Consider the following 19,350-nt stretch of genomic DNA (forward strand, 5'->3'; position numbering starts at 1 on the left):
AAGGAATGCCGAATGTAGCATTATTCAAACAAGATGGAAGCCAAAATGGCGAAATTACATTGAACGAAGAAATCTTCGGAATCGAACCAAATGAATCAGTTGTCTATGATGCAATCATCATGCAACGCGCTTCATTAAGACAAGGAACACACGCTGTGAAAAACCGCAGTGCCGTTCGTGGCGGTGGCCGTAAACCATGGCGCCAAAAAGGAACTGGACGTGCCCGTCAAGGTTCAATCCGTTCACCACAATGGCGTGGAGGTGGCGTAGTCTTCGGACCAACACCACGTTCATACAGCTACAAACTTCCTAAAAAAGTTCGTCGCTTAGCAATGAAATCTGTATTGTCAGAAAAAGTTGCTTCAAATAACTTGGTAGCAGTAGAAGGATTAAGCTTTGATGCTCCAAAAACAAAAGAATTCAAACAAGTTTTAGCTAACTTGACAATTGACTCTAAAGTATTGGTAGTTTTAGAATCTGAAAACGACTTTGCCGCTTTATCTGCGCGCAACTTGCCAAAAGTTTCTGTAGTTACTGCTGATAACATTAGTGTGCTAGACATCGTTTCTAACGACAAAATGTTAGTGACACAAACTGCTCTTACTCAGATCGAGGAGGTGCTTGCATAATGAACTTACTAGACGTTATTAAACGCCCAGTGATCACTGAAAAATCAATGCTTGCCATGGATGACAAGAAATACACTTTTGAAGTGGACACAAAAGCTAACAAAACTTTAGTAAAACAAGCTGTAGAAGCTGCCTTTGACGGAGTGAAAGTGGCAAACGTGAACATCATCAACGTTCGTCCGAAATTCAAACGCATGGGTAAATATGCAGGATATACAAAAAAACGTCGCAAAGCTGTTGTGACTTTAACTGAAGATTCTAAAGAAATCCAAATTTTCGAAGCTGCTGAATAAGCAACTCACGCATAAATTTTACATGGGAGGGAAAAAGACGTGGCGATTAAAAAGTACAAACCTACCACGAACGGCCGTCGTAATATGACAAGTTCTGATTTCGCTGAAATCACAACTTCAACACCAGAAAAAACATTGTTAGCTCCTTTGAAAAACAATGCTGGTCGTAACAACAACGGACGTATCACGGTTCGTCATCAAGGTGGCGGTCACAAACGTCAATACCGTTTGATCGATTTCAAACGTAACAAAGACAACGTCGTTGCTACGGTTAAAACGATTGAATATGATCCAAACCGTTCTGCTAACATTGCGTTAGTACATTACGAGGATGGAGTAAAAGCATACATCTTAGCACCTAAAGGATTAGAAGTTGGCATGACTGTCGTTTCTGGTCCAGATGCAGATATTAAAGTAGGGAATGCATTACCACTAGAAAACATTCCAGTCGGTACTGTTATCCACAACATCGAAATGAAACCTGGTAAAGGTGGACAATTGATTCGTTCAGCTGGAACAAGTGCTCAAGTACTTGGTAAAGAAGGCAAATACGTATTGATCCGCTTGAACTCTGGTGAAGTACGGATGATCTTAGCATCATGTCGTGCAACAATCGGTTCTGTTGGTAATGAACAACACGAATTGATCAACATCGGTAAAGCCGGCCGTTCTCGTTGGATGCGCAAACGCCCAACTGTACGTGGTAGCGTAATGAACCCTAATGATCACCCACACGGTGGTGGTGAAGGTAAAGCACCAATCGGACGTAAAGCACCAGTTTCTCCTTGGGGACAACCAGCACTTGGCTACAAAACACGTAACAAAAAAGCAAAATCAGACAAACTTATCGTTCGTCGTCGTAAAACTAAGTAATATACTTGACCGTGTGTCGCACATTTTGAGAGGAGGTACACCATGGGTCGTAGTTTGAAAAAAGGACCTTTTGTCGATGACCATTTGATGAAAAAGGTCGAAGCACAAGAAGGCGCTGAAAAGAAAAAAGTGATCAAAACTTGGTCACGTCGTTCTACAATTTTCCCTAATTTTATCGGATTTACAATTGCTGTGTATGATGGACGGAAACATGTACCAGTTTACATCCAAGAAGACATGGTAGGACACAAATTAGGTGAATTTGCACCAACAAGAACTTATCGCGGACATGCTGCCGATGATAAGAAAACAAGACGCTAATTTTGAGGGGAGGATATCCAAAAATGGCAGAACAAATCACATCAGCGAAAGCAACTGCTAAAACAGTCCGCGTTTCTCCTCGTAAATCTCGTCTAGTTATTGACTTAATCAGAGGGAAAAGCGTTGCTGAAGCAATCGCGATCTTAAAGTTCACACCAAATAAAGCAGCTGGAATCATCGAGAAAGTCTTGATGTCAGCTATTGCCAATGCAGAAAATAATTTTGACTTAGATGTTGAAAACTTGATTGTTTCTGAAGCATTCGTAAACGAAGGACCAACGATGAAACGTTTCCGTCCACGTGCGAAAGGTTCAGCTTCACCGATCAACAAACGTACAAGTCATATTACTGTAGTCGTATCAGAAAAATAAGGAGGGACAATCAGTGGGTCAAAAAGTACATCCAATTGGAATGCGTGTAGGCATCATCCGTGACTGGGATGCTAAATGGTATGCTGAAAAAGAGTATGCTGAATTTCTACATGAAGATTTGAAAATCCGTAAATTTATCGCATCTAAACTTGCTGATGCCGCTGTGTCTACAGTTGAGATCGAGCGTGCAGCAAACCGCGTGAATATTTCAATCCACACAGCTAAACCAGGTATGGTTATCGGTAAAGGCGGATCTGAAGTCGAAAACCTAAGAAAAGAATTAAATAGCCTAACTGGCAAACGAGTTCACATCAACATCGTTGAAATCAAAAAACCAGATTTAGATGCTAAATTAGTAGGCGAAGGAATCGCACGTCAATTAGAAAACCGTGTTGCTTTCCGTCGTGCTCAAAAACAAGCGATCCAACGCACAATGCGTTCTGGCGCTAAAGGAATCAAAACACAAGTTTCTGGCCGTCTAAATGGTGCGGATATCGCTCGTTCAGAAGGTTACTCAGAAGGAACAGTTCCACTTCATACATTACGTGCGGACATTGATTACGCATGGGAAGAAGCAGATACAACATACGGAAAACTAGGAGTTAAAGTGTGGATTTATCGTGGAGAAGTTCTTCCAACTAAAAAGAACACTGAGAAAGGAGGGAAATAAACATGTTAGTACCTAAACGTGTAAAACACCGTCGTGAGTTCCGCGGAAAAATGCGTGGCGAAGCGAAAGGCGGAAAAGAAGTAGCATTCGGTGAATACGGCTTACAAGCTGTTGAATCACACTGGATCACAAACCGTCAAATCGAAGCTGCCCGTATCGCAATGACTCGTTATATGAAACGTGGCGGGAAAGTATGGATCAAAATTTTCCCTCACAAATCTTATACTGCCAAAGCTATCGGGGTACGTATGGGTTCTGGTAAAGGGGCTCCTGAAGGATGGGTATCACCAGTTAAACGTGGTAAAATCATGTTTGAAATTGCCGGTGTACCTGAAGAAGTTGCGCGCGAAGCGCTACGTCTTGCTTCTCACAAATTACCAGTGAAAACGAAGATCGTAAAACGTGAGGAAATGGGTGGTGAATCGAATGAAGGTTAAAGAAATCAGAGAATTAACCACTGCCGAAATGCTAGATCAAGAAAAACAATTGAAAGAAGAATTGTTCAATCTTAGATTCCAATTAGCAACAGGTCAATTAGAAAACACTGCACGTATCAAAGAAGTACGTAAATCGATTGCACGCATTAAAACAGTATTGCGTGAACAAGTTAAGTAATAGTGGAAGGAGGCCATTTAGCGTATGACTGAAGAAAGAAATCAACGCAAAGTTTACCAAGGTCGCGTGGTATCAGACAAAATGGATAAAACTATCTCTGTTGTCGTTGAAACAAAGAAAAACCACCCTATCTACGGCAAACGTCTGAACTATTCTAAGAAATACAAAGCACACGATGAAAACAACGAAGCAAAAGTTGGCGATATCGTGAAAATTATGGAAACTCGTCCATTATCAGCTACGAAACGTTTCCGTCTAGTAGAGATTGTTGAAAAGGCAGTGATTATCTAATCACACGAGATTTTCCTATATAGATTGTGAATTGCAAAATCTGAAAGGAGGATACACATCGTGATCCAAGCAGAAAGCCGATTAAGAGTGGCGGACAACTCAGGTGCCCGTGAAATTCTAACGATCAAAGTCCTTGGCGGATCTGGTCGTAAAACTGCCAATATTGGTGACGTGATTGTTGCTACGGTTAAACAAGCAACGCCAGGTGGGGTTGTCAAAAAAGGTGACGTCGTTAAAGCCGTTATCGTTCGTACTAAATCAGGAGCTCGTCGTACAGACGGTTCATACATCAAATTCGATGAAAATGCTGCGGTTATTATCCGTGACGATAAGAGCCCTCGTGGAACTCGTATCTTTGGCCCAGTTGCCCGCGAATTGCGTGAAGGCAACTTTATGAAGATCGTTTCCCTAGCACCAGAAGTATTGTAATAGTGATTCTTATCTAAAGGAGGTGCGAAACAAACATGTTTGTTAAAAAAGGCGATAAAGTTAAAGTTATCACTGGTAAAGACAAAAACAAAGAAGGCGTTGTGCTAGCAGCGTTTCCTAAAAATGACAAAGTCGTTGTTGAAGGTGTCAATGTTGTCAAAAAACACCAAAAACCTTCTCAAACTGCTCCTCAAGGCGGAATCGTTGAAATGGAAGCACCAATTCATGTTTCTAACGTGATGGTGGTTGATCCATCGAACGGTGAAGCTACGCGTGTCGGTTACAAAGAAGTTGACGGCAAAAAAGTCCGCGTTTCTAAGAAAACCGGAGAAGTTCTTGATAAATAATCTGATGAAGGAAGGAGGGGCTAACAGATGAACCGCCTTAAAGAAAAATATTCAAAAGAAGTTGTCCCATCATTAATGGACAAATTTAACTACAGCTCAATCATGGAAGCACCAAAAGTTGATAAAATCGTTATCAACATGGGTGTCGGTGACGCTGTTTCTAATGCTAAAAACTTAGACAAAGCTGTTGAAGAATTACAATTGATCTCAGGTCAAAAACCATTGATCACAAAAGCGAAAAAATCTATCGCAGGATTCCGTTTACGTGAAGGAATGCCAATCGGTGCGAAAGTAACTCTACGCGGCGAAAGAATGTATGAATTCTTAGATAAACTAGTAAGTGTGTCATTGCCACGTGTCCGTGACTTCCACGGTGTGAGCAAAAAAGCGTTCGACGGACGCGGAAACTACACTTTAGGTATCAAAGAACAATTGATTTTCCCTGAAGTAGATTATGATTTGATCGACAAAGTACGTGGTATGGATATCGTGATTGTAACAACAGCAAACACAGATGAAGAATCTCGTGAATTGTTGACACAATTAGGCATGCCATTCCAAAAATAAAAAAAGGAGGCGAACTACGTGGCTAAAAAATCAATGATTGCTAAAAACAAACGCCCTGCTAAATTCTCAACGCAAGAATATACTCGTTGTGAACGTTGCGGACGTCCACATTCAGTTTATCGTAAATTTCATCTTTGCCGTATTTGCTTCCGCGAACTTGCCTATAAAGGACAAATTCCCGGCGTGAAGAAAGCTAGCTGGTAAACTATACTCGCATAAAGGAGGTAAATTATCCCATGGTCATGACAGATCCAATTGCAGATTTTCTAACGCGCGTGCGTAACGCAAACATGGTTAAACACGAAAGCCTAGAAGTACCTGCTTCAAAAATCAAACGTGATATCGCTGAAATCTTGAAACGTGAAGGTTTCGTCCGCGATGTTGAATACATTGAAGATGACAAACAAGGCGTGATCCGCGTATTTCTTAAATACGGTAAAAACGGTGAACGTGTTATCACAAACTTAAAACGTATCTCTAAACCAGGCTTGCGTGCTTATGTCAAAGCTGACGAAGTACCAAAAGTATTGAATGGTCTAGGAATCGCGATTATCTCAACTTCTGACGGTGTAATCACTGACAAAGAAGCTAGAGCAAAAAATGTTGGCGGCGAAGTAGTCGCTTATGTATGGTAATTTAAAATATTCCACAAGGAGGTGCCTCTAAGTGAGTCGTATCGGTAATAAGATCGTCGTTCTTCCTGCTGGTGTTGAAATCAAGCAAAACGGAAACGACATTACAGTTAAAGGACCTAAAGGTGAATTAACACGTACTTTCTCTTCTGATATCACAATGAATATCGAAGGAAACGAAGTAACATTCACTCGTCCAAATGATAGTAAAGAAATGAAAACTATCCACGGAACTACCCGTGCAAACTTCAACAACATGGTTGTTGGTGTTTCTGAAGGTTTCCAAAAAGCGTTAGAATTAATCGGGGTTGGGTACCGTGCTCAATTACAAGGAAAAAAACTTGTATTGAACGTTGGTTACTCTCATCCAGTTGAAATCGAAGCGCCAGCTGGAATCGAAATCGAAGTTCCTTCAAACACTTCTGTGATCGTTAAAGGATCAGATAAAGAAGTCGTTGGCGAATTGGCTGCCAATATCCGTGGCGTTCGTCCTCCAGAACCTTACAAAGGCAAAGGAATTCGTTATGTTGGCGAATTTGTACGCCGTAAAGAAGGTAAAACTGGTAAATAGTCGTAATTCTTTACGACTAGCAGCTTAGGCTAGCAAAATTAAAAGAGGTGACAAATTGTGATTACAAAACCAGATAAAAACAAGACACGTCAGAAAAGACATCGTCGTGTACGTAACAAAATCTCTGGTACTGCTGAGTGCCCACGCTTAAACGTGTTCCGTTCGAACAAAAACATCTACGCACAAGTAATTGATGACGTAGCGGGTGTGACGCTAGCAAGTGCCTCTGCCTTAGACAAAGAAGTTTCAGGTGCAACAAAAACTGAACAAGCACAAGCTGTCGGTAAATTAGTCGCAGAACGTGCAGCAGCAAAAGGTATTAAAGTAGTAGTCTTTGACCGTGGTGGATACCTTTACCATGGCCGTGTAGCAGCTTTAGCTGAAGCAGCTCGCGAAAATGGACTGGAATTTTAAGAGAAGGAGGAACACCATTCATGGTTTATATTGATCCAAAACATTTGGAATTAGAAGACCGCGTTGTTGCGATCAACCGTGTAACTAAAGTTGTTAAAGGTGGACGTCGTCTACGTTTTGCTGCATTAGTTGTTGTCGGTGACAAAAACGGACACGTAGGTTTCGGTACTGGTAAAGCGCAAGAAGTACCAGAAGCAATCCGTAAAGCAATCGAAGACGCGAAGAAAAACTTGGTGGAAGTACCAATGGTTGGTTCTACAATCCCTCACGAAGTTATCGGTGTATTCGGCGGCGGACGCATCCTTATGAAACCTGCTGTAGAAGGTTCTGGGGTAGCTGCTGGTGGACCAGTTCGTGCCGTATTGGAATTAGCTGGGGTAGCTGATATCACATCTAAATCTTTAGGTTCTAACACACCAATCAACGTTGTTCGCGCAACAGTTGAAGGTTTAAAACAATTAAAACGCGCTGAAGAAGTGGCAGCACTTCGCGGCAAATCAGTAGAAGAATTAATCGGTTAAGGAGGACACTATAATGGCTGAATTGAAAATTACTTTAAAACGCAGTATTATCGGACGTCCCCAAAACCAACGTGATACTGTAAAAGCGTTAGGTCTTACAAAGTTGAATTCAACAGTTGTAAAACCTGCTAATGATGCAATCAAAGGCATGGTTAACACTGTTTCTCACTTAGTGGACGTTGAAGAGGTCTAAGGATCAGCAGATCTAGTTTGATTAAGGAGGTGCCAAACCTATGAAACTTCATGAATTAAAACCATCAGAAGGCTCACGCCAAGTACGTAACCGTGTCGGACGAGGAACTTCATCTGGTAACGGTAAAACAGCTGGACGTGGACAAAAAGGTCAAAAAGCTCGTTCAGGCGGCGGAGTACGTCTAGGATTCGAAGGTGGACAAACACCATTGTTCCGTCGTTTACCAAAACGTGGCTTTACAAATGTGAACCGCAAAGAATATGCAGTCATCAATCTTGATGTCTTGAACCGCTTTGAAGACGGTGCTGAAGTAACACCTGTTGCTTTACACGAAGCTGGAATCGTCAAAGACGAAAAAGCTGGAATCAAAGTATTAGCTAACGGAGAATTAACGAAGAAATTGACTGTGAAAGCAGCTAAATTCTCAAAAGCAGCTGAAGAAGCAATCGTTGCTGCTGGTGGATCAATCGAGGTGATCTAATGATCAGACTATTGAAGGATGCCTTTAAGGTTAAGGATATTAGATCCAGAATATTGTTCACCGTCTTAATCTTGTTTGTCTTTCGTCTGGGAACACATATTACTGTGCCAGGCGTAGACGCAAGTCGCCTAAATACCATCGCGGATCTACCATTTTTAAACATGTTAAACTTGGTAAGTGGTGGCGCCATGCAACAATTTTCGATTTTCTCGATGGGGGTTTCGCCTTACATCACTGCCTCAATTGTCATTCAGTTGTTGCAGATGGATATCGTCCCTAAATTTGTTGAATGGTCGAAACAAGGTGAAGTGGGTCGTAAGAAATTAAATCAGGCAACACGTTACTTGACGTTGGTATTAGGCTTTGTCCAATCCATGACATTAACGGCTGGATTTAACTATTACACTCAACTCGGGTTTGTAAACAATCCTAATATGGCAACCTATATCGTGATTGGACTGATTTTAACAGCCGGAACGATGTTAGTCACTTGGTTAGGAGAGCAGATCACCGAGCGGGGTATCGGAAACGGTGTGTCAATGATCATCTTTGCGGGGATCATTTCACGCTTACCAGCAAGCATCAAAGAATTGATTGAAGATTACTTCATTAACGTGGATCAATCGGATATCTGGCTAAATGCTATCTTTATGGCGCTGCTTGTGATCGCTGTGTTGATCGTCATTACTTTAGTAACGTATGTTCAACAGGCAGAACGCAAGATTCCGATCCAATATACAAAACGGGTAGCAGGAGCGCCTACCAGCAGTTACCTTCCTTTGAAAGTAAATGCTGCCGGGGTAATCCCAGTTATCTTTGCCAGTTCTTTTATTACAACACCAAATGCGATCATTCAAGCATTAGGTAGTTCATATAGAGGCGAAACTTGGTACGAAGTGGTGCAAACGATCTTTAGTTACAACACTGTACCGGGTGCGATCATCTATACTGTCTTGATCGTTGCGTTTACCTTCTTCTACGCATTTGTTCAAGTGAACCCTGAGAAATTAGCGGAAAACTTGCAAAAACAAGGAAGTTACATTCCGAGTGTGCGTCCTGGTAAAGGAACCGAAGAATATGTATCGCGTTTGTTGATGCGATTAAGCACGGTTGGATCGATCTTTTTAGGATTGGTTGCTTTACTTCCAATCATCGCTCAGATGGCTTGGAATCTACCGCAATCGATCGGTCTAGGTGGAACGAGTCTATTGATCATTATCGGTGTGGCACTTGATACTGCCAAGCAGTTAGAAGGGCTTATGCTGAAACGGAAATATACTGGTTTCATCAATTAAAGTTATTGAAGTGTTGAGGATTTCCTCAACACTATTCAAAAACTTACAGGAGGAATTAGAATGAACTTCATTTTAATGGGATTACCTGGTGCTGGAAAAGGTACTCAGGCAGAACGTATCGTTGCTGAATACGGTCTTCCTCATATTTCAACAGGCGATATGTTTCGGGCTGCGATGGCGAACGAAACAGAACTAGGCCTTAAAGCAAAATCATACATGGATCAAGGCGCATTAGTTCCTGATGAGGTTACAAATGGGATCGTTAAAGAACGTTTAGCTGAACCTGATACCGAGAAAGGTTTCTTATTAGATGGTTTTCCTCGTACTTTGGATCAAGCAAAAGCGTTAGATGAGATGCTAGCTGACCTTAACAAAAAACTTGATGCCGTTATTGATATTCATGTTCCTGAAGAAGTTCTTGTAGAACGTTTAGCCGGCCGCTTCATGTGCCGCAATTGTGGGGCAACTTATCATAAATTGTTCAATCCTCCCAAAGAGGAAGGAACATGTGATCGTTGTGGAAGTCATGACTTCTACCAGCGTGAAGATGATAAGCCTGAGACGGTCAAAAATCGTCTAGCTGTCAATATCAAAAGCAGTGAACCAATTTTGACTTATTACAAAGACAAAGGGTTATTGCAATCGATTGATGGGGATCGCGACATCGACGCTGTATTCGAAGATGTTCAAAAGATCATTGACTAATCATAGATTGCCCGAGTCCAACTTGCAGCTTAAAACTTTCTCTTGAAATCTTTGACAGGATATGATAGAATATGTCAGTCCGACTTCTACTTTTTATTAAGTAGGAGCATAGTTTGAGAATATCAGGTGGGAACCGAGTTTCCGCCATTTTATCGTGTGAAAATCACAAGTACAAGGAGGTACTGTGCGTGGCAAAAGAAGATATGATTGAAGTCGAAGGTACAGTCGTCGAAACTTTGCCGAATGCAATGTTTAAAGTAGAATTGGAAAACGGACACCAAGTTCTAGCGACCGTTTCTGGTAAGATCCGGATGCACTACATTCGTATTTTACCTGGAGACAAAGTAACGGTGGAATTATCCCCGTATGATCTGAACCGTGGCCGCATTACTTATCGCTTTAAATAATTGTACTCCGTAAAACCACAGGAGGTATTATCATGAAAGTAAGACCATCAGTAAAACCAATGTGCGAACATTGTAAAGTAATTCGTCGTAAAGGACGCGTTATGGTGATTTGCCCAGCAAATCCAAAACATAAACAACGTCAAGGATAATCGGAGGTGTAACAAATATGGCTCGTATTGCAGGAGTAGATATTCCTCGTGATAAACGTGTGGTCGTTTCACTTACTTATATCTATGGTATTGGTAACACGACTGCAAAACAAATTTTAGCTGACGCTGGCGTGTCTGAAGAAGTTCGTGTTCGTGATTTAACGAATGAACAAACAGATGCTATCCGTGCAGAAGTTGATAAATTAAAAGTTGAAGGTGACCTTCGTCGTGAAGTGAACTTAAACATCAAACGATTGATGGAAATCGGTTCTTACCGTGGGATCCGTCATCGCCGTGGATTGCCAGTTCGTGGACAAAACACGAAAAACAATGCACGTACTCGTAAAGGCCCGTCTAAAACAGTCGCAGGCAAGAAAAAATAATTCCTAAGTGAAGGAGGTTAAAACTTCATGGCAGCAAAAAAAGTGAGTCGTAAACGCCGTGTGAAAAAGAATATTGAAGCGGGTATTGCACATATTCACTCAACATTCAATAATACAATCGTAATGATCACTGATACTCATGGTAATGCATTAGCATGGTCATCAGCTGGTTCATTAGGTTTCAAAGGAAGCAAAAAATCTACTCCTTTTGCCGCTCAAATGGCAGCAGAAACAGCTACCAAAGCAGCAATGGAACACGGATTAAGAACTGTTGAAGTAACAGTTAAAGGACCTGGTTCTGGACGTGAAGCAGCAATTCGTTCATTACAAGCAGCAGGTTTGGAAGTGAGTGCGATCCGTGACGTGACTCCAGTCCCTCATAATGGATGCCGCCCTCCAAAACGCCGTCGTGTTTAATGAGTGCTGCTCATTTTGAGTGTAACAAATACGTCATTGAACAAGACACTTTTCGTTTTGAAAGGGGTAATAGATAAGAATGATTGAATTCGAAAAACCAAGAATCGCAAAGATTGATGAAGACAAAGATTATGGCAAGTTCATCGTGGAACCTCTTGAAAGAGGCTACGGAACTACACTAGGAAATTCCCTACGTCGTATTTTATTATCTTCTTTACCTGGTGCGGCAATCACCAATATTCAAATCGATGGAGTTTTACACGAATTCTCAACTGTTAAGGGTGTTCGGGAAGACGTTGCTCAAATCATCTTGAATATTAAAGGTCTTGCATTGAAAATGTACGGGGATGAAGAAAAGACCCTTGAAATTGATATTTCAGGACCTGCTACAGTAACTGCTGGCGATATCATCGTTGATAGTGATGTAGAAATCCTTAACAAAGATATGTATATCTGTACCGTTTCTGAAGGTGCTACGTTCCATGCTCGCTTAACAGTGAAACCTGGCCGCGGCTACGTTCAAGCGGACGAAAACAAAAAAGAAGACATGCCAATCGGCGTTCTTCCAGTCGATTCAATCTATACACCAGTACGTCGTGTCAACTATCAAGTAGAAAACACACGTGTCGGTCGTCGAGATGATTTCGACAAATTAACGATGGAAATATGGACTGATGGCTCAATCGAACCATTGGAAGCAATGAGTTTGTCTGCGAAAATCATGACTGAACATTTAGACATCTTTGTTAACCTAACTGATGAAGCGAAAAACGCTGAAATCATGGTTGAAAAAGAAGAAACACAAAAAGAAAAAATGTTGGAAATGACGATCGAAGAATTAGACTTATCTGTTCGTTCATACAACTGTCTAAAACGTGCAGGAATCAATACTGTACAAGAATTGACAAACAAATCTGAACCAGAAATGATCAAAGTAAGAAACTTAGGCCGTAAATCTCTTGAAGAGGTCAAAGTGAAATTACATGATTTAGGTTTAGGACTACGTAAAGACGATTAAACCGTTTTCGATTACGTTAGTTCGGTTCGTCTGACCGATACAACATTCGAAAGTGAAGGAGGGAAACCACGTGAGTTATCGTAAACTAGGACGCACATCTAGCCAACGTAAAGCGATGTTGCGTGATTTGACAACTGATTTATTCATTAACGAACGTATCGTTACGACTGAAGCTCGTGCGAAAGAAGTTCGTTCAACTGCAGAAAAAATGATCACTTTAGGTAAACGTGGTGATTTGCATGCACGTCGTCAAGCAGCAGCATTCGTTCGTAATGAAGTTGCAAGTGTACGTGAAGAAAACGAAGAAGTAGTTATTGAATCAGCATTACAAAAATTATTCAATGATATCGCTCCTCGTTACACAGATCGCCAAGGTGGATATACTCGTATCTTGAAAACAGAACCAAGACGCGGAGATGCTGCACCAATGGTTATCCTAGAACTTGTTTAAAATCACACTTATCATCACTTTATAGATGTTTACTAAGAGTGTTATGATGTTGGAAGAAACTTTCCGAGTCTAGCTCAGCGCCTACACCTCGATGTATTTCGAGGTGTACGCACTCATCATAAAGTGCTTTTTTTTTACTTTCGATTACCTGTCAAGACAGGTGATGGCAAGTGAAAAAAAGATCTGGAGACAAATCGTGCGCGAATCATTGAAAAACGTGCGCTTTTTTGGTAGTGTTAGAAAGAATTAATCGCAAATGAAGGAGTCTATCATGAAGCCAATCATTGAATTGAATGCTATTACTGTGCGTTATAGCGAAGAAGAGCGTGCCGCGTTAAATAACGTATCCTTTTCCATCAACAAAGGGGAATGGGTGGCGTTGATCGGCCATAACGGCTCTGGAAAATCAACTTTAGCAAAAACCATCAATGGCTTGATCTTGCCACAAGAAGGCAGTGTTTCTGTCGGCGAATTGCCTTTGAATGAAGAAAATATCTGGAATATTCGAAAAATGGTCGGTATGGTCTTTCAAAACCCTGACAATCAATTCGTTGGTTCGACGGTGGAAGATGATGTGGCTTTCGGTTTAGAAAATCAAGGAATCCCGCGAGAAGAAATGCTGGTTCGTGTCAAAGACGCTCTGGAACAAGTACGGATGAGCGAGTTTGCGACCCGGGAACCCGCGCGCCTTTCTGGTGGTCAAAAACAGCGGGTAGCCATTGCCGGTGTCGTTGCACTGCGCCCGGATATCATCATTCTTGATGAAGCCACTAGTATGCTAGATCCAGAAGGCCGTGAAGAAGTGATCGCAACGATCAAAAAAATCAAAGAGAAAAACAATTTGACCGTGCTATCGATCACCCATGATATTGATGAAGCAGCTAACGCCAATCGGGTGCTGGTGATGCGTCAAGGAGAGCTCGTCCGCGAAGGGACACCAGCAGAGATTTTTTCTGCAGGTCCGGAACTGATTGAGCTAGGCTTAGATCTGCCGTTTCCTGAAAAATTAAAGGCGGCACTAAAACAGCGGGGCGTCACGGTACCACAAGCGTACTTAACTGAAGAAGGGATGGTGGATTGGCTATGGACATCCGTTTTGAACAAGTAGGATTCACCTACCAACCGCATTCTCCGTTTGAACAACGGGTTTTGTTCGATATCGATTTAGAGATCAAAGAAGGCTCTTATACCGCCTTAGTCGGTCATACGGGTAGCGGAAAATCTACGTTGCTGCAGCACTTGAATGCATTATTAAAACCAACGACTGGAACGGTCACGATCGGTGAGCGAGTCATCAAACCCGAGTCAGACAACAAAAATCTAAAACCGTTACGTAAAAAAGTCGGGATCGTTTTTCAATTTCCTGAATCCCAATTATTTGAAGAAACCGTTGCGAGAGATATCGCTTTTGGACCGAAAAACTTTGGCATCTCCGAAGAAGAAGCCAAAGGTTTAGCCCAAGAATACATTCAATTGGTAGGTTTAGATGAAAGTTTTCTGGAACGTTCACCATTTGACCTTTCAGGGGGCCAAATGCGCCGTGTAGCGATTGCTGGAGTCTTAGCTATGGAACCAGAAGTTTTGGTCTTAGATGAGCCGACAGCTGGCTTAGATCCACAAGGACGCAAAGAGATGATGGAAATGTTTGATCGCCTGCATCGGGAAAAGAACATGACGATCATTTTAGTGACCCACTTGATGGATGATGTGGCGAACTATGCTGATTATGTCTATGTGTTAGAAAAGGGACGTCTCGTCAAAGCCGGCACGCCGTCCGTTGTGTTTCAAGACACTGCTTGGCTGCAAGAAAAGCAGTTGGGGGTACCGACAGCAACCGCATTTGCGGAGCAACTACAAGCCAGAGGATTGGCATTTGAGCAGTTGCCGCTAACGGCTGATGAACTGGCAGATGTTTTAGTAGCAAAGGGGGCGACTGCCCATGATGAATAAACTGATTTTCGGTCGTTTTATTCCCGGAGACTCCTTGATCCACCGTTTAGATCCACGAGTCAAATTGATTGCTAGTTTTTATTTTATTGCGATTATCTTTTTGGCGAATAATTGGCAAAGCTATTTATTAGCGGGTGCTTTTACGCTCTTTTGTATCTCCTTTTCAAAAATCGATTTTGGCTTCTTTATTCGAGGCGTTCGACCGTTGATTTGGCTGATTTTGTTTACCGTGGCGTTACAGATTTTGTTTACTACCGGCGGTGATGTCTATTGGTCTTGGTGGATCTTTAATATCACAGAATTTGGTGTCCAAAACGGGATCTTTATTTTTTGTCGTTTTGTTTTGATCATTTTCATGTCGACGCTCTTGACGTTAACGACGCCCCCATTAGAGCTTTCAGATGCGATCGAATACATTTTGCGTCCTTTAAAAGCGATCCGTTTCCCTGTCCATGAAATCTCACTGATGCTGTCGATTGCGTTGCGCTTTGTGCCAACCTTGATGGATGAAACAGAAAAAATCATGAACGCCCAGCGTGCCCGTGGGGTCGATTTCGGCGAAGGGGGACTGTTGCAGAAGATGAAGGCGATCGTTCCTTTATTGATTCCTTTATTTGTCAGCAGCTTTAACCGTGCGGAAGATCTAGCTACCGCTATGGAAGCCAGAGGCTATCAAGGCGGCGAAGGGCGTACCAAGTATCGTATTTTGCACTGGCATCAACGGGACACATTGGTTGTCATCGTTTTTGCGCTCTTTACAGTAGCATTAGTGTTCTTAAGAGGATAAACGAAGACCTATGATTGAAGTCAACCCACGAAAGGTTCTTAACGAAGCATCGAGGCTGCTGGCAATCCCAGCGGCTGGTTCGAAAAGACCTGTCGACCGATCAGACTTTTCTCATAGGCCTTTTTTTGAAAAAAATAGAAAGAAACAGGTGATTCAATGGTCCGCTATAAAGCGACGATCGCTTATGATGGCACGAATTTTCAAGGATTTCAACGTCAACCCAATGGACGAACGGTTCAAGAAGAGATTGAAAAGACATTAACGAAGATGAACAATGGTCAGCTGATTCAGATTCATGGCTCTGGCCGCACCGATGCGGGTGTCCATGCGCAAGGGCAAGTGATCCACTTCGATTTCCCTCAAAAGCGCCCACTGGAAAAAATGCGCTTTGGTTTAGATACCCAAACGCCAGAAGATGTTGCGGTAAAATCGGTGGAGATCGTTGACGATACCTTCCATGCCCGCTACTTAGTCATTGAAAAAACCTACCAGTTTCGGGTAGACATTGGGAAGCCCCGCAGTCCTTTCCGCCGTCATTATGCAAGTTATTATCCGTATCCGCTAGATTTGGAAAAAATCCAACGGGCGTTGCCAGATTTTTTAGGCACCCATGACTTTACCAGTTTTTGTGCGACGGGCAGTTCAGTCGATGACAAGACGCGGACGATCCATGAGGCGTCCATGGCGGTCAATGACGCTGGAGATGAGTTGATTTTTACCTTTCGCGGCGATGGATTTTTGTACAAGATGATCCGGATCATGGTGGGCACATTGCTGAAAATCGGCAATGGACGGATCGCACCTGACAGCATTCCTGCAATCATTGCGCAAAAAGACCGAAATGCGGCAGGTCCCACGGCTCATCCAGAAGGATTGTATTTGGTTCATGTTGCTTATGAATAAGGAAAAACACAAGCTTCGCTGCTCTTACACAACAAGAGAAAGCGAAAGCTTGTGTTTTTATTTTTTCTCAGGCAAAACAGAGGTGGTTTCTTGCCAATCTTCAGTCCTTGCCGTCGCGTTTTTAGGCGCAGTAGTGGTGGGTGTTTTTTCCAAGGTACCGGCAGCGACTAAGGCGGCGATGGCTACCAAAAATGCGAAAAGCAAGTAAAGCAGCCAACTCCAAGCAACGTGATAGCGATTGCCGATGCCTAAAAAGACCATTTGTCCGACAGGTCCCCCTAGCATTACAATGGTGGAAAAGATCCCGCTGCTGATGGCGAGATGTTCTTCATCAATCTCACGAATCAGATGTGCCGAAAAGCGAGGATTGATTTTTCCAATCAGATAGCCTTCAGCAAAGAGCAGCGCAATCATGAGCCAACGGTTATGCAGGAAGAGAAAATTCAAGGTCAACAGACATAAAACGAAAGAGGTATACGCAATCAAGCGAACCAGACCGGTATTCTTGAACCAGTCGGTAGCAAACAAGGCGCCAGCGACCATACCGATCGAAGTAGCGATGCCTGCCATCGCAACGGTGTTGCCATATGTGGCAAACCAAAGCGCAAGGTCATCCAACAGCTGGAGATTTAGTAGACCGCTCGTACTAGCAGCTAAGGTATTGATCAGTAAGGCAAAGAGGATCATCTTTTTAAGAAAAGCCGTACCAGTCAATAATTTAAAAGTATCCGAGAAATTCTGAAAGAGTGGTGTTGCTGCTTGATTGATTTTCCCTGGCACCGCATAGAAGAGCGAGCGGTTCAGGAAGATCACGATCGCGGCTAAGAAAAACGTCACGGCATTGATCAAACCAAAAGCCGCAAAGTTATTATTCAGTAAAATGATCCCCCAAGCACCGATGCCTTGAAAGACGATTTGAACGGTGGTTTGACACGCCATTTGAAAGCCCATGGCACTGTCTAAGGTATCAGCAGGCACAAGACGGCGAACATAGGGCAGCTGTAACCCAGAACAATAAGCGCCCAAACAATCAGATACAATGTTGATGCCTAGCAAAAGGAAGAAAGACCATAAACTAGGCGGCAGTTGGATCAAAAAAGCGAGTGCCACGAAAAGGACTCCTTGTAATAGTCGACTGCTGATCATCCATTGCACTTTGTTTTTGGTACGATCGGCTAGATAGCCGGTCAGGATCCGTAAGAGATCAGGGATCAGCAGTGCCATGGAGGCTAAGGAAACAGCAAGGGCATTAAAGGGTAAAGTACTGGCATAAACTACAAAGACGATATTAAATAAACTCATGCCGATGCCGCTGAGTAAGGCGGCGTTGACTAAGGCACGATAGCCGTTGTTTTGTTGATATTCTTTCATCGAAATCATCCTTTCACGTTCTACGTTGTAAAATCAGTATAGGATGCTTTATACTAAGAAGAGAAAATAATCCACTATAGTGGATTTTAAATGTACCAGGAGCGTACCAGAGGTTACTGTCACGAGTGGTTAACAGCTAAAAGAGTGGCATGTAAATAAGGTGCCGCAGATTTTGTTCCTCAACATTTTATAGGTTTGAATCTAAATTTGAATCTAGAACAGGAAAATTTAATTGCGGAGCTTCATTCGTGAAGTGGGATTGGTTTGGTGTTTGTAGACCGATCGTTGTGAGGAGGATGGTTATGGAAGAAGGAAAACTGTACCGACAATTGCGCAAAGAGCGCGGCTATACGATCGCTCAAGTGGCGGATGAACAAAACAGTCGCTCGTTTATCAGTAAATTTGAGCAAGGTGCTTCAAGTATCAGTATTCATCGATTGGAACGCTTATTAGAAAATATCCATGTCACAGTGGAGGAGTTTTATTATTTGCGTGCGCAACAAAAGGGCGTAAAAGGTCACGACAACCTGATGAGCTTTCCCAGCTATATGACGAGCGAATTTATGGATTTACTGGATCGAATTTTAGGGATCAACAAAGAAGCTTATTTGAGTAACGCCCACGCCCAGAGAAGCAAAGAAGGGCTGGAGGAAATGCGTAGCGAACTGATCGCCGCTTCCAAACAGCATTCTTTTGTTTTTCTGTACCTTGAGATCACAAAGGAGATACATGAAATCAATCTCTCAGGTCCTAAACCCGATCACTCTTCTGGCGACTATATGGAAAAGCTACGCACCAAAACCCGCCCCGTCATTTCCTACCTTACGAAAGTAGACAACTGGGGCGTTTATGAGATTTTGCTGTTTCGTTATTTTCAATTCTTGTTTCCTGTCGAAACCTCCTATCACTTACTGCAGATCGCTATCTCTCGCACAAAAAAAGAACAAGGTTTGTCCTTGATGCGAGAAATTCAAATGGATTTGATTTTTAGTTGTTTTACGACGTTTGTCAATTTTCGCCGCCTGGAGTGGGCAAAAGAGGTGTTGACCATTGCAGAGGAATTATTGGCAGATCGCGGAGACATGCTAAACAGTACGCATCTTCTTTGCTATCAAGGATGGTACTGGTATATTTATGGCGATCAAGAAAAAGGACTGTTGAAAATCGATCAAGGGCTTTCGATCTTTCGCGTCTTAAAACAAACCAAAATGGTTAAATTATGGGAGCGATCGTTGCACTCCATCAAGAAAAATGCGGAAGAACCCAACAGTTATCTTATGTTTCGCTAAACGCTCT

At 42.4% G+C, this 19,350-nt stretch carries 33 protein-coding genes; 32 read left to right on the forward strand and 1 reads right to left on the reverse strand.

Annotation, left to right across the window (positions count from 1 at the left end; translation table 11 throughout):
* Positions 1-5: 5 nt before the first annotated feature.
* The 31 genes from rplD to truA all read left to right on the forward strand — a co-directional run bounded on the left by rplD (position 6) and on the right by truA (position 16,683).
* Positions 6-629 (forward strand): 50S ribosomal protein L4, encoded by a 624-nt coding sequence (rplD, locus tag IGJ42_RS01275; protein WP_005226910.1) that lies wholly within the window; start codon positions 6-8, stop codon positions 627-629.
* Positions 629-922: a 50S ribosomal protein L23 gene (locus IGJ42_RS01280; protein ID WP_005226911.1), complete on the forward strand. Its 294-nt coding sequence runs from the start codon at positions 629-631 to the stop codon at positions 920-922. The genes rplD and IGJ42_RS01280 overlap by 1 nt, the downstream gene beginning before the upstream one ends.
* Positions 923-961: 39 nt before the next feature.
* Positions 962-1,795 (forward strand): 50S ribosomal protein L2, encoded by an 834-nt coding sequence (gene rplB / locus IGJ42_RS01285; protein ID WP_005226912.1) that lies wholly within the window; start codon positions 962-964, stop codon positions 1,793-1,795.
* 42 nt (positions 1,796-1,837) lie between these two features.
* Positions 1,838-2,116 carry a 30S ribosomal protein S19 gene (gene rpsS, locus IGJ42_RS01290; RefSeq protein ID WP_005226914.1) on the forward strand — a complete coding sequence of 93 codons (279 nt, stop codon included), beginning with the start codon at positions 1,838-1,840 and terminating at the stop codon, positions 2,114-2,116.
* A 23-nt stretch (positions 2,117-2,139) separates the two neighbouring features.
* Positions 2,140-2,487 carry a 50S ribosomal protein L22 gene (gene rplV, locus IGJ42_RS01295; protein ID WP_003127973.1) on the forward strand — a complete coding sequence of 116 codons (348 nt, stop codon included), beginning with the start codon at positions 2,140-2,142 and terminating at the stop codon, positions 2,485-2,487.
* A gap of 13 nt (positions 2,488-2,500) precedes the next feature.
* Positions 2,501-3,157, forward strand: a complete 657-nt coding sequence (gene rpsC / locus IGJ42_RS01300; protein ID WP_005226916.1) for a 30S ribosomal protein S3 — start codon at positions 2,501-2,503, stop codon at positions 3,155-3,157.
* A 2-nt stretch (positions 3,158-3,159) separates the two neighbouring features.
* Positions 3,160-3,594, forward strand: coding sequence for a 50S ribosomal protein L16 (rplP, locus tag IGJ42_RS01305; RefSeq protein WP_005226918.1), 435 nt, complete (start codon positions 3,160-3,162; stop codon positions 3,592-3,594).
* Positions 3,584-3,772, forward strand: coding sequence for a 50S ribosomal protein L29 (gene rpmC, locus IGJ42_RS01310; protein WP_005232529.1), 189 nt, complete (start codon positions 3,584-3,586; stop codon positions 3,770-3,772). The genes rplP and rpmC overlap by 11 nt, the downstream gene beginning before the upstream one ends.
* 24 nt (positions 3,773-3,796) lie before the next feature.
* Positions 3,797-4,063 (forward strand): 30S ribosomal protein S17, encoded by a 267-nt coding sequence (gene rpsQ / locus IGJ42_RS01315; RefSeq protein ID WP_005232528.1) that lies wholly within the window; start codon positions 3,797-3,799, stop codon positions 4,061-4,063.
* Between the two features lie 60 nt (positions 4,064-4,123).
* Positions 4,124-4,492: a 50S ribosomal protein L14 gene (rplN, locus tag IGJ42_RS01320; protein ID WP_003128006.1), complete on the forward strand. Its 369-nt coding sequence runs from the start codon at positions 4,124-4,126 to the stop codon at positions 4,490-4,492.
* 35 nt (positions 4,493-4,527) lie between these two features.
* Positions 4,528-4,839, forward strand: coding sequence for a 50S ribosomal protein L24 (gene rplX / locus IGJ42_RS01325; protein WP_005232526.1), 312 nt, complete (start codon positions 4,528-4,530; stop codon positions 4,837-4,839).
* 27 nt (positions 4,840-4,866) lie between these two features.
* Positions 4,867-5,406, forward strand: coding sequence for a 50S ribosomal protein L5 (gene rplE, locus IGJ42_RS01330; protein WP_005227088.1), 540 nt, complete (start codon positions 4,867-4,869; stop codon positions 5,404-5,406).
* A gap of 18 nt (positions 5,407-5,424) precedes the next feature.
* Positions 5,425-5,610, forward strand: coding sequence for a type Z 30S ribosomal protein S14 (locus IGJ42_RS01335; protein ID WP_003128010.1), 186 nt, complete (start codon positions 5,425-5,427; stop codon positions 5,608-5,610).
* Positions 5,611-5,642: 32 nt separating this feature from the next.
* Positions 5,643-6,041: a 30S ribosomal protein S8 gene (rpsH, locus tag IGJ42_RS01340; protein WP_005227093.1), complete on the forward strand. Its 399-nt coding sequence runs from the start codon at positions 5,643-5,645 to the stop codon at positions 6,039-6,041.
* A gap of 31 nt (positions 6,042-6,072) precedes the next feature.
* Positions 6,073-6,609, forward strand: coding sequence for a 50S ribosomal protein L6 (gene rplF / locus IGJ42_RS01345; RefSeq protein WP_005227095.1), 537 nt, complete (start codon positions 6,073-6,075; stop codon positions 6,607-6,609).
* A gap of 57 nt (positions 6,610-6,666) precedes the next feature.
* A complete protein-coding gene (gene rplR, locus IGJ42_RS01350; protein WP_005227097.1) occupies positions 6,667-7,023 on the forward strand; it encodes a 50S ribosomal protein L18 in 357 nt (118 codons plus the stop codon).
* Between the two features lie 20 nt (positions 7,024-7,043).
* Positions 7,044-7,544 (forward strand): 30S ribosomal protein S5, encoded by a 501-nt coding sequence (gene rpsE / locus IGJ42_RS01355; RefSeq protein ID WP_003128014.1) that lies wholly within the window; start codon positions 7,044-7,046, stop codon positions 7,542-7,544.
* Positions 7,545-7,557: 13 nt separating this feature from the next.
* Positions 7,558-7,737: a 50S ribosomal protein L30 gene (rpmD, locus tag IGJ42_RS01360; protein WP_003128015.1), complete on the forward strand. Its 180-nt coding sequence runs from the start codon at positions 7,558-7,560 to the stop codon at positions 7,735-7,737.
* Between the two features lie 40 nt (positions 7,738-7,777).
* Entirely contained in the window at positions 7,778-8,218 is a 441-nt protein-coding gene (rplO, locus tag IGJ42_RS01365; protein WP_003128016.1) for a 50S ribosomal protein L15, read from the forward strand.
* Complete coding sequence (secY, locus tag IGJ42_RS01370; RefSeq protein WP_005227099.1) at positions 8,218-9,513, forward strand: preprotein translocase subunit SecY; 1,296 nt, start codon at positions 8,218-8,220, stop codon at positions 9,511-9,513. Before rplO ends, secY begins: the two co-directional genes overlap by 1 nt.
* A 60-nt stretch (positions 9,514-9,573) precedes the next feature.
* Positions 9,574-10,218, forward strand: coding sequence for an adenylate kinase (locus tag IGJ42_RS01375; protein WP_005227100.1), 645 nt, complete (start codon positions 9,574-9,576; stop codon positions 10,216-10,218).
* A 188-nt stretch (positions 10,219-10,406) separates the two neighbouring features.
* Positions 10,407-10,625: a translation initiation factor IF-1 gene (gene infA / locus IGJ42_RS01380; RefSeq protein WP_002288695.1), complete on the forward strand. Its 219-nt coding sequence runs from the start codon at positions 10,407-10,409 to the stop codon at positions 10,623-10,625.
* A gap of 32 nt (positions 10,626-10,657) precedes the next feature.
* Positions 10,658-10,774: a 50S ribosomal protein L36 gene (gene rpmJ, locus IGJ42_RS01385; protein ID WP_002288710.1), complete on the forward strand. Its 117-nt coding sequence runs from the start codon at positions 10,658-10,660 to the stop codon at positions 10,772-10,774.
* 17 nt (positions 10,775-10,791) lie between these two features.
* Entirely contained in the window at positions 10,792-11,157 is a 366-nt protein-coding gene (gene rpsM / locus IGJ42_RS01390; RefSeq protein ID WP_005227102.1) for a 30S ribosomal protein S13, read from the forward strand.
* 27 nt (positions 11,158-11,184) lie between these two features.
* On the forward strand, positions 11,185-11,574 hold the full coding sequence (gene rpsK, locus IGJ42_RS01395; protein ID WP_005227104.1) for a 30S ribosomal protein S11: 390 nt from the start codon (positions 11,185-11,187) through the stop codon (positions 11,572-11,574).
* 79 nt (positions 11,575-11,653) lie between these two features.
* Positions 11,654-12,592, forward strand: coding sequence for a DNA-directed RNA polymerase subunit alpha (locus tag IGJ42_RS01400; protein WP_008376367.1), 939 nt, complete (start codon positions 11,654-11,656; stop codon positions 12,590-12,592).
* 70 nt (positions 12,593-12,662) lie between these two features.
* Positions 12,663-13,043, forward strand: coding sequence for a 50S ribosomal protein L17 (gene rplQ, locus IGJ42_RS01405; RefSeq protein WP_003128038.1), 381 nt, complete (start codon positions 12,663-12,665; stop codon positions 13,041-13,043).
* Positions 13,044-13,314: 271 nt separating this feature from the next.
* Positions 13,315-14,151 carry an energy-coupling factor ABC transporter ATP-binding protein gene (locus tag IGJ42_RS01410; RefSeq protein ID WP_005227109.1) on the forward strand — a complete coding sequence of 279 codons (837 nt, stop codon included), beginning with the start codon at positions 13,315-13,317 and terminating at the stop codon, positions 14,149-14,151.
* Complete coding sequence (locus IGJ42_RS01415; protein WP_008376364.1) at positions 14,127-14,993, forward strand: energy-coupling factor ABC transporter ATP-binding protein; 867 nt, start codon at positions 14,127-14,129, stop codon at positions 14,991-14,993. Before IGJ42_RS01410 ends, IGJ42_RS01415 begins: the two co-directional genes overlap by 25 nt.
* A complete protein-coding gene (locus IGJ42_RS01420; protein WP_005227113.1) occupies positions 14,983-15,780 on the forward strand; it encodes an energy-coupling factor transporter transmembrane component T family protein in 798 nt (265 codons plus the stop codon). The genes IGJ42_RS01415 and IGJ42_RS01420 overlap by 11 nt, the downstream gene beginning before the upstream one ends.
* A 156-nt stretch (positions 15,781-15,936) precedes the next feature.
* Entirely contained in the window at positions 15,937-16,683 is a 747-nt protein-coding gene (truA, locus tag IGJ42_RS01425; RefSeq protein ID WP_244732896.1) for a tRNA pseudouridine(38-40) synthase TruA, read from the forward strand.
* 57 nt (positions 16,684-16,740) lie between these two features.
* Here truA and IGJ42_RS01430 read toward each other — a convergent pair whose 3' ends face one another.
* Positions 16,741-18,054, reverse strand: coding sequence for an MFS transporter (locus IGJ42_RS01430; protein WP_429946968.1), 1,314 nt, complete (start codon positions 18,052-18,054; stop codon positions 16,741-16,743).
* 302 nt (positions 18,055-18,356) lie between these two features.
* Here IGJ42_RS01430 and IGJ42_RS01435 point away from each other — a divergent pair, with 302 nt between their 5' ends.
* Positions 18,357-19,343, forward strand: coding sequence for an Rgg/GadR/MutR family transcriptional regulator (locus IGJ42_RS01435; protein ID WP_034872077.1), 987 nt, complete (start codon positions 18,357-18,359; stop codon positions 19,341-19,343).
* Positions 19,344-19,350 lie beyond the last annotated feature (7 nt).

Origin of the sequence: Enterococcus sp. DIV1067f (assembly GCF_050543505.1) — a bacterium.
GTDB classification, from domain to species: domain Bacteria; phylum Bacillota; class Bacilli; order Lactobacillales; family Enterococcaceae; genus Enterococcus_D; species Enterococcus_D entomosocium.

Coding starts and splice junctions, on each gene's coding strand:
- rplD (WP_005226910.1), top strand. CDS start 6: ATGCCGAATGTAGCATTATTCAAACAAGATGGAAGCCAAAATGGCGAA.
- IGJ42_RS01280 (WP_005226911.1), top strand. CDS start 629: ATGAACTTACTAGACGTTATTAAACGCCCAGTGATCACTGAAAAATCA.
- rpsS (WP_005226914.1), top strand. CDS start 1,838: ATGGGTCGTAGTTTGAAAAAAGGACCTTTTGTCGATGACCATTTGATG.
- rplV (WP_003127973.1), top strand. CDS start 2,140: ATGGCAGAACAAATCACATCAGCGAAAGCAACTGCTAAAACAGTCCGC.
- rplP (WP_005226918.1), top strand. CDS start 3,160: ATGTTAGTACCTAAACGTGTAAAACACCGTCGTGAGTTCCGCGGAAAA.
- rpmC (WP_005232529.1), top strand. CDS start 3,584: ATGAAGGTTAAAGAAATCAGAGAATTAACCACTGCCGAAATGCTAGAT.
- rpsQ (WP_005232528.1), top strand. CDS start 3,797: ATGACTGAAGAAAGAAATCAACGCAAAGTTTACCAAGGTCGCGTGGTA.
- rplX (WP_005232526.1), top strand. CDS start 4,528: ATGTTTGTTAAAAAAGGCGATAAAGTTAAAGTTATCACTGGTAAAGAC.
- rplE (WP_005227088.1), top strand. CDS start 4,867: ATGAACCGCCTTAAAGAAAAATATTCAAAAGAAGTTGTCCCATCATTA.
- rpsH (WP_005227093.1), top strand. CDS start 5,643: ATGGTCATGACAGATCCAATTGCAGATTTTCTAACGCGCGTGCGTAAC.
- rpsE (WP_003128014.1), top strand. CDS start 7,044: ATGGTTTATATTGATCCAAAACATTTGGAATTAGAAGACCGCGTTGTT.
- rpmD (WP_003128015.1), top strand. CDS start 7,558: ATGGCTGAATTGAAAATTACTTTAAAACGCAGTATTATCGGACGTCCC.
- rplO (WP_003128016.1), top strand. CDS start 7,778: ATGAAACTTCATGAATTAAAACCATCAGAAGGCTCACGCCAAGTACGT.
- secY (WP_005227099.1), top strand. CDS start 8,218: ATGATCAGACTATTGAAGGATGCCTTTAAGGTTAAGGATATTAGATCC.
- IGJ42_RS01375 (WP_005227100.1), top strand. CDS start 9,574: ATGAACTTCATTTTAATGGGATTACCTGGTGCTGGAAAAGGTACTCAG.
- rpmJ (WP_002288710.1), top strand. CDS start 10,658: ATGAAAGTAAGACCATCAGTAAAACCAATGTGCGAACATTGTAAAGTA.
- rpsM (WP_005227102.1), top strand. CDS start 10,792: ATGGCTCGTATTGCAGGAGTAGATATTCCTCGTGATAAACGTGTGGTC.
- rpsK (WP_005227104.1), top strand. CDS start 11,185: ATGGCAGCAAAAAAAGTGAGTCGTAAACGCCGTGTGAAAAAGAATATT.
- IGJ42_RS01400 (WP_008376367.1), top strand. CDS start 11,654: ATGATTGAATTCGAAAAACCAAGAATCGCAAAGATTGATGAAGACAAA.
- IGJ42_RS01410 (WP_005227109.1), top strand. CDS start 13,315: ATGAAGCCAATCATTGAATTGAATGCTATTACTGTGCGTTATAGCGAA.
- IGJ42_RS01415 (WP_008376364.1), top strand. CDS start 14,127: ATGGACATCCGTTTTGAACAAGTAGGATTCACCTACCAACCGCATTCT.
- IGJ42_RS01420 (WP_005227113.1), top strand. CDS start 14,983: ATGATGAATAAACTGATTTTCGGTCGTTTTATTCCCGGAGACTCCTTG.
- truA (WP_244732896.1), top strand. CDS start 15,937: ATGGTCCGCTATAAAGCGACGATCGCTTATGATGGCACGAATTTTCAA.
- IGJ42_RS01430 (WP_429946968.1), bottom strand. CDS start 18,054: ATGAAAGAATATCAACAAAACAACGGCTATCGTGCCTTAGTCAACGCC.
- IGJ42_RS01435 (WP_034872077.1), top strand. CDS start 18,357: ATGGAAGAAGGAAAACTGTACCGACAATTGCGCAAAGAGCGCGGCTAT.